The 234-nt window shown below is 71.4% G+C and carries 1 protein-coding gene; it reads left to right on the forward strand.

Annotated elements, in window-relative coordinates; all coding sequences use genetic code 11:
• Positions 1-52: 52 nt before the first annotated feature.
• Positions 53-234: hypothetical protein (locus AC0IW9_RS32065; protein WP_471652314.1), on the forward strand; the 182-nt coding region annotated here is incomplete at its 3' end.

A 234-nucleotide genomic window follows, 5' to 3' on the forward strand; every position in this document is an offset into this window, starting at 1 on the left:
CGGCCATGCAACGTCCTATCCCTGCCGTCCCGGCGGCGCAACTGGCTGCAGCATGACTCCGAGTTCGGGTGGGCGCGGGCGTCGCTGGGGCCTCAGCACCTATCTGATCGCCTTCGGGCTGGCGCTGCTGCTGCCGGTGCTCGCGCTCGGCGCGGTCAGCGCCTGGCAAGTCGCCCAGGCCTTTCAGGGCGCTTTCGCCGGCCGGCTCAGGGATACCGCCCGTGCCCTTTCCCT

It is taken from the genome of Belnapia sp. AC561 (assembly GCF_979252845.1).